We start from the raw sequence: 8915 nt of genomic DNA on the forward strand, positions 1-8915 counted from the left end.
ATCTGGCTAAAGCCCATTAACAGCTTTTTAAAACCGTCGGCTAAAGCAGACGGCAATGAATTCTTATGCGTTAAAATGTGGCCAGACCCCGCGTTATGCTGCTAACCAATCCTGAAAACCAGGTTATCTAAACTTATCACGGAAAATAAGGTTAAACCCTTAGCACGAAAACCGGAGGGTTTTTAAATAAACGCTACCGAATTGAACTGAAAAACCAGACTCCCAGGCGCTTGGCTGACATTATTTTTCTGAAGTCAGAATTTTTGTAAAGGAGAAAATTATTATTCAGTAAAGGATTTAGCTACAGGTAAGAAAATAAAAGCTTGAAAAGAACTGGCTCAGCCAGTAAAGTAAAACCATGGAAAACACAATACTGGGCCTGCATCATATTACGGCGCTAGCCGGTAAGGCCAGACAAAACCTCGAATTTTATACCCGGGTGTTAGGCCTCCGCCTGCTCAAAAAAACCGTGAACTTCGACGATCCGGGTACCTACCATTTATATTATGGCGACGAACGCGGAAGCGCCGGAACCATCATGACTTTTTTCCCCTACGAAGGCGCGCGGCAAGGCCGGCCCGGCACGGGCATGGCTACCGATATTGCTTATGCCGTTCCCGAAGGAAGCTTTGGTTTCTGGGAAGACCGCTTCGCCAAACACCAGGTCCGTTACAGCAAGCCAACCGAAAAATTCGAGCGGCAGGTTTTAGCTTTCCAGGATCCGGACGGGCTGAAGCTGGAGCTGGTGGAAACCGGCGGACAGGACACGCGCAAAGGCTGGGAAACCGCCGACGTGCAGACAAAAGTAGCGCTGAAAGGTTTTCAGGGCGTAACGCTAACCGTGAAAGAGAAGGGGCCAACGGCTTTAGTTTTAACCGATATTTTCGGCTATAAACTCCGGGAACAAAAAGGCAATCAGCATCGCTACGCAACCGATGCGGTAGCATCTGCCAATATCATAGACCTGGTAGAACTTCCAAACCAGGACCGCGGCCTAGGTGGTGCCGGCACGAACCACCACATTGCTTTCCGGGTAAAGAACGAAGAAGTACTGATGGAATTCCACGATAAGATCGCCCGGCTCGGGTTTAACATCACGCATAAAATAGACCGGAATTACTTTTACTCGCTTTACTTCCGTGAGCCCGGCGGTATCCTGTTTGAGATCGCTACAGATAACCCCGGCTTTGGCATCGATGAGCCTTGGGATAAGTTAGGTTCCGGTTTGCTGTTGCCGCCGCAATACGAGCCGCGCCGTGCCGAAATAGAAGCCGTTTTACCCAAGCTTGATTAAACGAAGTGTAAGACAAATTCAAAATTCCAGTAAATATCCTTCACCGCCTTAGCCTTACCTGCATGGAAACTTTTGCAATTACCCGGGTATATGCCGATGAGAAGGGGGAAAGCCATTTTGAAGATATCTCCAGGCCTTTGATTCCGGAGGGGGAACTGGGTTTTCTTTCGGAACCGGAAGAAGTAAAAGAAATTGTATTCCGTAAAGTGCTGCCCACCTACGACTATGATTTTCACCAGGCTCCGGCACGGCAATACATCATGCTGCTGGACGGCGAAATTGAAATAGAAACTTCGCGGGGTGACAAAAGGCAATTCAAAGCAGGTGAAATTTTACTCGTAGAAAATACCAGCGGAAAAGGGCACCGGACGCGCAATTTGCAGCCGGTTGTCCGGAATTCCGTTTTTGTTACCCTGGCCGATTAAACCCGAAAGTAGAAATGAAACTAGTACACTTTCAAGTTAATATACTAGCATTTGCTTGACGGGATTTGTAATCCCGTCTTAACCGAGCCGTGGGATTTGTAATCCCACTTTCTAAAAATTAATTTGACAGTCTACCAGAAATGGTTTTTAATTCTTCATAAAGCAGCATTATGAACGCAACTCAAAAGCAGGTCATTACCCAGGGCAAACCCTTATCCGAAACCGGTAAAGCCCTGATTCTGGTGCACGGCCGGGGCGCATCTGCGGAAAGTATTCTGGACTTAGCCAGGCATTTACCCGTGGCAGAATTTACCCTTTTTGCCCCGCAGGCTGCCAACCATACCTGGTACCCGTACAGCTTTATGGCGCCCGAATCGCAAAACCAGCCGCACCTGGATAATGCGTTGGCGGTATTGAACGGCCTGGTAAAAAGCATTACCGGACAGGGGATTTCAGCCGATAAAATCTACCTGGCCGGCTTTTCCCAGGGTGCCTGCCTGACAGCCGAATACGCTACCCGCCATGCCCGGCAATATGGAGGCCTCTGCATTTTCACGGGAGGGCTCATTGGTCAGCATATAAACCGGGACAAGTATAAAGGGAATTTCCAGGGCACGCCCGTGCTCATTACCACCGGCGATCCAGACGCTCATGTACCGGTAAGCCGGGTAGAAGAAACCGTGCAAATCATGGAAGGGTTGGGCGCATCGGTAACCAAAAAGATCTATCCGGGCAGGCCACACACCATTTTGCAGGAAGAAATAACCCTGGCCTGCCAGATCCTCGCACCTCCCGGCGATAAGAAAAACGTAACCCAATAAGCAAATGGAGCTAAACGTAAAAGATAATCCCGCCAGACACCGCTTCGAAGCCACGGTAGAAGGAAAAACGGCCTTCGTCGATTACCGGCGAAAGCCCGGCGTAATAAAAGTAATGCACACCGAAGTGCCCAAAGAGCTCGAAGGCCGCGGCATCGCCAGCTCCATGACCAGGCAAGTGCTCCAGCAGATCGCAGCGGAAAGATTAGAGCTCATCCCCATTTGTCCTTACATGCAATCTTACCTGAAAAAGCACCCAGAATACCAATCACTCATCAATATCAGGTTCGATAAAAGTAAACAGTAACTGACCTTCCAGGGTTAGTTTTAACTATCCTGCAAGTTTAGCTTTGGTTGCCATGAAATTCCGGAGTAATTAGTCCGCAACTTTTGCCCGTTATGATCAGCCTTCAGGCCTAATCCTTTCTCCCAGCACTTTTCAGATTTGAAAAAGCACTATTAAAATTCGATTCATTTCGATTTCATTGCCGTCTGCTTTAGCTGACGGTTAAGAAGAAAGCAAATCCGGCTTTAGCCAAACAATGCATTTATAGAAAAGGATTTAGGCCAAAATCATGGATAAAGCCTGAAGTCCGTCAGCTAAAGCAGACGGCAATGAATTTTCCCAAAGGAAGAAATAACTTGCACAAGTAGCCTTTTTATTTGATGCCTGATCCCGGTTAATAGCCTGACAGGCAATCCTCTTAATTTCATTCGCCACATCCTTATTCCAGTACTTAGCAAAGATATTTTTGTTCCTAACAAAACAAGACAACAGGTTTGTATCGGTGAATGGGTTGCCCTCTTAATCGCACCATAATGGAATCGAAGAAAGCTCCGATTATTGAGCTGCAGGAATCCTGGCAATTTGAAGGAGTGTATCACCGATTCAGCGTAATTTCTAACTTATAACCCACCCCGTGTACGCTGGCGATCCGGAGGCTTTCGTCGGGTTTTAAATATTTGCGGAGGCGGGAAATGAAAACATCCATGCTACGGGCTACGAAATAGCCGTTGTCTTCCCATACGGTTTTTAAAATGGTATCGCGTTTTACAATGGCATTCTTGTGTTGGGCAAGCAGGCGGAGTACTTCCGTTTCCTTCAGCGTGAGGGTCTGGGAAACGCCCTTTACCGTTAATAACTGGTTGGCAATGTCGAGGGACGACTGCCCGAAAACTAACTGTTGATCATTATTAACTGCCGGAAGCGGAACGTTGGGTTGTACCCGTTTCAGAATGGCTTTGAGGCGGAGGTGCAGCTCTTCGAGGCTGAAGGGCTTGGTCAGGTAATCGTCGGCGCCGATGGTCAGGCCCAAAATGCGGTCTTCCTGCCGGGCTTTGGCCGTCAGGAAAATGATGGGAAGCACGGCGTTCTTTATCCGGATCTCTTTTGCCAGGGTAAACCCGTCCAGCGCCGGCAGCATCACATCCAGAATACAGAGGTCAAAGGTTTCCTGGGCGGAGGTTTCCAGGCCGGTTGCCCCGTCTTCGCATAAAACTACCTGATAACCTTTCGCTTCCAGGCTGTCCTGCACCAGAAAACCTAAGTTCGGGTCGTCTTCAACCAGTAATATCCGGAACATTGTGGTGGCTTTAAGAATGAATATTCGGTTTACTTTTTAGCAGCAAGGAATAGCGTTTTTCTGATCTTTACAATTACATTTCCGCCTGCTATTAAAAGAATTGCTGTTTTAAGGCATTGCTGTTTTAAGGCTTTTTGGTTTCAGGACGCAAACGGAAAATACAATTCGAAGCGGCTGCCCTGGTTTTCCCGGCTGTTGAGCTGAATGGTTCCCTGGTGAGCCTCCATGATGGTTTTAACGTAGCTCAAGCCGAGGCCGAAGCCCTTCACGTTGTGCAGGTTGCCAGTAGGTACGCGGTAGAATTTATCGAATACATACTGCTGTACTTCTTTGCTGATGCCCAGGCCTTTGTCGGCAATGGAAATGAGAATGCCGTTCTGGTGGTTACGGGTGCTCACTTCAATTTCCGGGGCCTGCGGCGAATACTTTTCGGCGTTATCGAGCAGGTTATAAACTACGTTGGTCAGGTGCAGGCTGTCGGCCAGGATCTCGGCATTTTCCGCCTGCAGATTGAAATGAACCTGGCCGGCACGTTTCTGTAAACGAAGGTGCAGGCTTTGCATGGTATCCTGAATTACCTGGTGCACGTTGGTGCTGGTTTTACGCAGGGCGAGTTCTTTTTTTTCCAGCACCGCCATTTGCAGTACTCGTTCCACCTGGGCTTTCAGGCGTTCGTTTTCCTGGTAAATGATCTGGTGGTAACGTTCGGTTTTGTGGGGCGGCAAACTGTTGCCCTGGGTGCGCAGCATTTCGCTGGCAATGGCAATGTTGGTGATCGGGGTTTGCAGCTCATGGGTCATGTTGTTGATGAAGTTCTCTTTCATTTCTGAAAGCTTTTTTTCTTTCAGAATGGAAAGAAGCGTATAGGCAAAAAAGATCACCACCACCAGCAAAGCCAGTGTGGAATACAGCCAGAGAGTCATTTCGCTGAAAATGTAGGTGGTTTTACCCGGGAATACTACGGCAAAATTATAGCGGCCGGCAGCTTTTTTACCCGTAACCATACCGTTTTCCGCGCTGCTTTCCGGGGCATTATCCGCTTCTTTTTTTGGGTGGGTGGCCGGTACATAGTTCCCGAAAACCAGGGTGTCGTCGGAGGCGTTTAAAATGCCGTATTCATAATTCACTTCCAGGCGCCGCTTCGAAAATTCCTTTTTCAGCAGGGTATCCAATTCCTTTGCTTCGATGGGGGCGTTTACCTGGGCCAGGAAAAAGCTCGACGATAATTGCTGCACCGGTGGCGTGGCCGCAGTAAGGCCGGAATCGGCCAGGATCTTCTGTGAAATATGTTGCAGCGCGACGTTCACCGCCAGGTTAAATTCTTTTTCTTCCAGCGAATACGCCTTCTGCAGCCAGGTTAACTGTACGCCCAGCAAACCGGCCAGCGACAGCGTGGCCAGCACGATAATCATGCGGATCTTTTTACGGCTCATAATCCAAAATTAAGGTTTTTTGCAAAGGCTAAAAGGAATTTAACATTTCATTAACATCCTTTTACAAACACTTAACCTTTTTTAACATTTCATTAACCAGGCGGCTTTTCTTTCCGGCGTAGGTTTGCTAAAAACTCCCGCTTATGAAAACAACGGCACCCATTTTAGGTAAACGAAACTTCTTTCTTTTAGGCATAAGCCTGCTGGTATTAGCCTCCGGCTTCTTCACCATGACTCTCGACCAAGAAGACCATGGTTTCGGTTTTTTAGGCTTAACCTTAGGGCCGGCCCTCGTGTTGCTCGGCCTGATCCTGCCTTTTTTCTCTATTTTTTCTTCCGGAATTAATTTCAGAAACCAGACCGGATTTCAGAAGCTGAACCGCCTAACGGGCTGGCTGGTTTTTACGCTGGCTTTAACGGTTTACGTGTTTACCCTGGAGCCCACCACCAGTTTCTGGGATTGCGGGGAATTCATTGCGTCGGCGTATAAATTACAGGTGCCGCACCCGCCCGGAGCGCCGCTGTTTCTGCTGGTCGGCCGCATGTTTTCGCTGCTGGCTTTGGGCGACGTAAAACAGGTAGCTTATTGGGTGAACATGGTGTCGGCCTTGTCGAGCGCCTTTACCGTACTTTTCCTGTTCTGGACCATTACCTTACTAGCCCGGAAACTGGTAGAGGAGAAGGCTGAAAAAGTAAGCCCTCTGCAAACCATCCTGATCCTGAGCAGCGGGGTAGTCGGGGCGCTGAGTTTCACGTTCTCCGATTCGTTCTGGTTTTCGACGGTGGAAGCAGAAGTGTATGCATTGTCTTCGTTTTTTACGGCCATCGTTTTTTGGGCCATGCTGAAATGGGAAACCGCCGAAAAAAAGGAAACCGGTTCCCGCTGGCTCCTCCTGATCGCGTATTTACTGGGTCTTTCCATCGGGGTGCACCTGCTGAATTTGCTGGCAATTCCCGCCATGGCCTTGATTTATTTCCACCGGAATTTCAGGTTTACTTACAAAGGCGCCCTGCTCACTTTGCTTATCAGCTTAGGTATAATCGGCCTGATTATGTGGGGCATTATTCCGGGTTTACCGGCAGTGGCCGGCAGTTTGGAAGTGTTTTTTGTGAATGCCTTCGGTTTGCCTTTCGGCAGCGGCATCTTGGTTTTTTTGCTGCTTTTTATAGCGTTCCTGGTTTATGCCTTAAAGCGAAGTATAACTAAACGGAACGCCTTGTGGCAAACGGCTTTGCTGGGACTGGTCTATATCCTGATCGGTTATTCCTCTTATTTAATTATTCCGATCCGTTCAGCCTACAACCCACCGGTAGATGAGAATAACCCCGAGGAAATATTGAGTTTTGTTTCGTACCTGCGGCGGGAGCAATACGGCGAAAGGCCCTTGCTTTACGGTCCGCAGTTTTCTGCTGAATTGATCGATCAGCAGCGCGGTGCGCCCCAATATGCCAGAGTAAAAGACCGCTACGAAGTGGTAGACCACAAAGTTGAACCGGTTTACAAGCCGAAAGACCTGAGTTTGCTGCCGCGCCTTTACAGTAATTCCCCGCTGCACCTGTACGAATATAAAAAGTGGGTGAATATCCGGGAAGGGGAGAAGCCCACCATGAGCCAGAACCTTTCCTTTCTTTTTCGCTACCAGTTGGGGCACATGTACGGGCGTTATTTTCTTTGGAACTTTGCGGGCCGCGAAAGCGATGTGCAGCACGCCGGGGTACTTTGGCCCTGGGAAAAACCGGACGATCTGCCTCATGAAATTCAAACGAATAAGGCGCGCAATAACTATTACCTGCTGCCGCTGCTGCTGGGGTTGGCCGGCGCAGTTTACCAGTTCCGCCAGCGGAAGCCCGATGCCGTAGTAGTGAGCCTGTTGTTCCTTTTCACCGGCGTGGCCATAGCCTTTTACCTGAACCAGCCGCCGGCAGAACCCCGGGAGCGCGACTATGCTTTTGCCGGTTCTTTTTATGCCTTTGCTATCTGGATCGGACTAGGTGTAATGGCTCTTGCGGCCTTGTTAAAAAAGTACTTCCAGAATCCTTTTCTAACCGTTTCTGCAGCTGCCTGTTGCCTGGCGGTGCCTATGCTCATGGCGCAGCAGGGCTGGGACGACCACGACCGTTCGGACCGTTATTATGCTGTCGATTTTGCCCGGAACATGCTCGAATCCTGCGCGCCCAACGCCATCCTTTTTACCAACGGCGACAATGATACGTTTCCGCTCTGGTATGCCCAGGAAGTGGAAGGCTTGCGTCGCGATGTGCGGGTAGTGGTACTGAGTTACCTGAATACCGATTGGTACATCGAACAAATGAAGCGGCCGGCTTATGAATCGGCGCCATTGCCTATTTCGCTGGAAGAAGAAGACTTTAAATTCAGCGCCAATAATTATCTGCCTTACGTGGCCCGGCCGCAGGTGGCAAACGGCATAGACCTGAAGCAATTTATAAAGCTGGTAAAACAAAACCACGAAGCGCTCCAGGTTACCGCCAACGATGGCCGCACCTTTCTTTCGATGCCTACCAAGAATTTCTTTTTAGAGGTAAACAAAGCAGTCGTGTTGCAAAGCGGAATTATTCCGAAGGAACGGGGAAAAGAGGTGGTAAGTCAGATGCGCTGGAGTTTTTCCGGCTCGGGCATGGAGAAAAAGCAGCTCCTTATTGCCGATATCCTGGCGACCAATAACTGGCAGCAGCCCATTTATTTTTCCACTTCGGCCAACGCCGAAGACGTGAAATTCCTGAAACCCTACCTGCAGCTCGAAGGCCTGACCTACCGCGTACTGCCTGCCCTTAATCCGGATCCTCAAGCCGAAACCGCCATTGCCAGAAACCTGATGTACCAAAACCTGACGCAAAAATTTCAGTTCCGCAACCTCCATAACCCGGACATCCATTACGACAACGTTTACCAGTCCCAGCTTGTAACGAACATGCGTGAAAAATTCGGTTTGCTGGCCCTGGAATTCCTGAAACACGGCGAAACTGCTAAGGCAAAAACAGTAACCGCTCTGGCCCTGAAAGTATTGCCCGACGCCGCCCATCCCTACGACCTTTACGCACCGCTTTACGTGGAATTACTGGCCCGGACCGGTCAGCAGGAAAAAGCGGATCAGCTTATAAAAACGGTAGGCGAGCGGGCAAAAAAGTCGGTAACTTACTATGCGGGTTTAGAGAAAAGTCAGCTTTTCGACCGGGAAATTCAGCTGAATATGCTACTGCTGCAAAACCTGATCAGGAGCGCTTACAACCTGAACAATGCCGAACAAGCCAAAGGCCTGGAAGCTTTCTTTATGGAGCAGTACCAGAAATTTAAGTGGGGGTAAGGCTGGAAAGTTTTTTTAAGGGATACTAACCTGAGGCGG

General features: G+C 49.1%; 8 protein-coding genes. 5 read left to right on the forward strand and 3 right to left on the reverse strand.

The features are described 5' to 3' along the window. Positions 1–358: 358 nt before the first annotated feature. The 4 genes from F0P94_RS17140 to F0P94_RS17155 all read left to right on the forward strand — a co-directional run bounded on the left by F0P94_RS17140 (position 359) and on the right by F0P94_RS17155 (position 2844). Positions 359–1294 (forward strand): ring-cleaving dioxygenase, encoded by a 936-nt coding sequence (locus F0P94_RS17140; RefSeq protein ID WP_150905332.1) that lies wholly within the window; start codon positions 359–361, stop codon positions 1292–1294. Between the two features lie 62 nt (positions 1295–1356). After that, positions 1357–1719 carry a cupin domain-containing protein gene (locus F0P94_RS17145; protein ID WP_150905334.1) on the forward strand — a complete coding sequence of 121 codons (363 nt, stop codon included), beginning with the start codon at positions 1357–1359 and terminating at the stop codon, positions 1717–1719. A gap of 170 nt (positions 1720–1889) precedes the next feature. Further along, positions 1890–2540, forward strand: a complete 651-nt coding sequence (locus tag F0P94_RS17150; protein WP_150905336.1) for an alpha/beta hydrolase — start codon at positions 1890–1892, stop codon at positions 2538–2540. A 4-nt stretch (positions 2541–2544) separates the two neighbouring features. Further along, positions 2545–2844, forward strand: a complete 300-nt coding sequence (locus F0P94_RS17155; RefSeq protein ID WP_150905338.1) for a GNAT family N-acetyltransferase — start codon at positions 2545–2547, stop codon at positions 2842–2844. Between the two features lie 255 nt (positions 2845–3099). Here the strand turns inward: F0P94_RS17155 and F0P94_RS19750 are convergent, their stop codons facing one another. The 3 genes from F0P94_RS19750 to F0P94_RS17165 form a co-directional block, all read right to left on the reverse strand. Beyond that, the gene (locus tag F0P94_RS19750; RefSeq protein ID WP_191907086.1) at positions 3100–3312 is read right to left on the reverse strand and encodes a hypothetical protein; all 213 of its coding nucleotides are present in this window, start codon (positions 3310–3312) and stop codon (positions 3100–3102) included. Positions 3313–3418: 106 nt separating this feature from the next. After that, on the reverse strand, positions 3419–4120 hold the full coding sequence (locus F0P94_RS17160; protein ID WP_150905339.1) for a response regulator transcription factor: 702 nt from the start codon (positions 4118–4120) through the stop codon (positions 3419–3421). 140 nt (positions 4121–4260) lie between these two features. Then, positions 4261–5553 (reverse strand): sensor histidine kinase, encoded by a 1293-nt coding sequence (locus F0P94_RS17165; RefSeq protein WP_150905341.1) that lies wholly within the window; start codon positions 5551–5553, stop codon positions 4261–4263. Between the two features lie 143 nt (positions 5554–5696). On the opposite strand from F0P94_RS17165, the gene F0P94_RS17170 reads away from it, so the two are divergent. Next, positions 5697–8876, forward strand: a complete 3180-nt coding sequence (locus F0P94_RS17170; protein ID WP_225307261.1) for a protein O-mannosyl-transferase family — start codon at positions 5697–5699, stop codon at positions 8874–8876. Positions 8877–8915 lie beyond the last annotated feature (39 nt).

Source organism: Adhaeribacter soli, from assembly GCF_008727925.1.
GTDB classification, from domain to species: domain Bacteria; phylum Bacteroidota; class Bacteroidia; order Cytophagales; family Hymenobacteraceae; genus Adhaeribacter_A; species Adhaeribacter_A soli.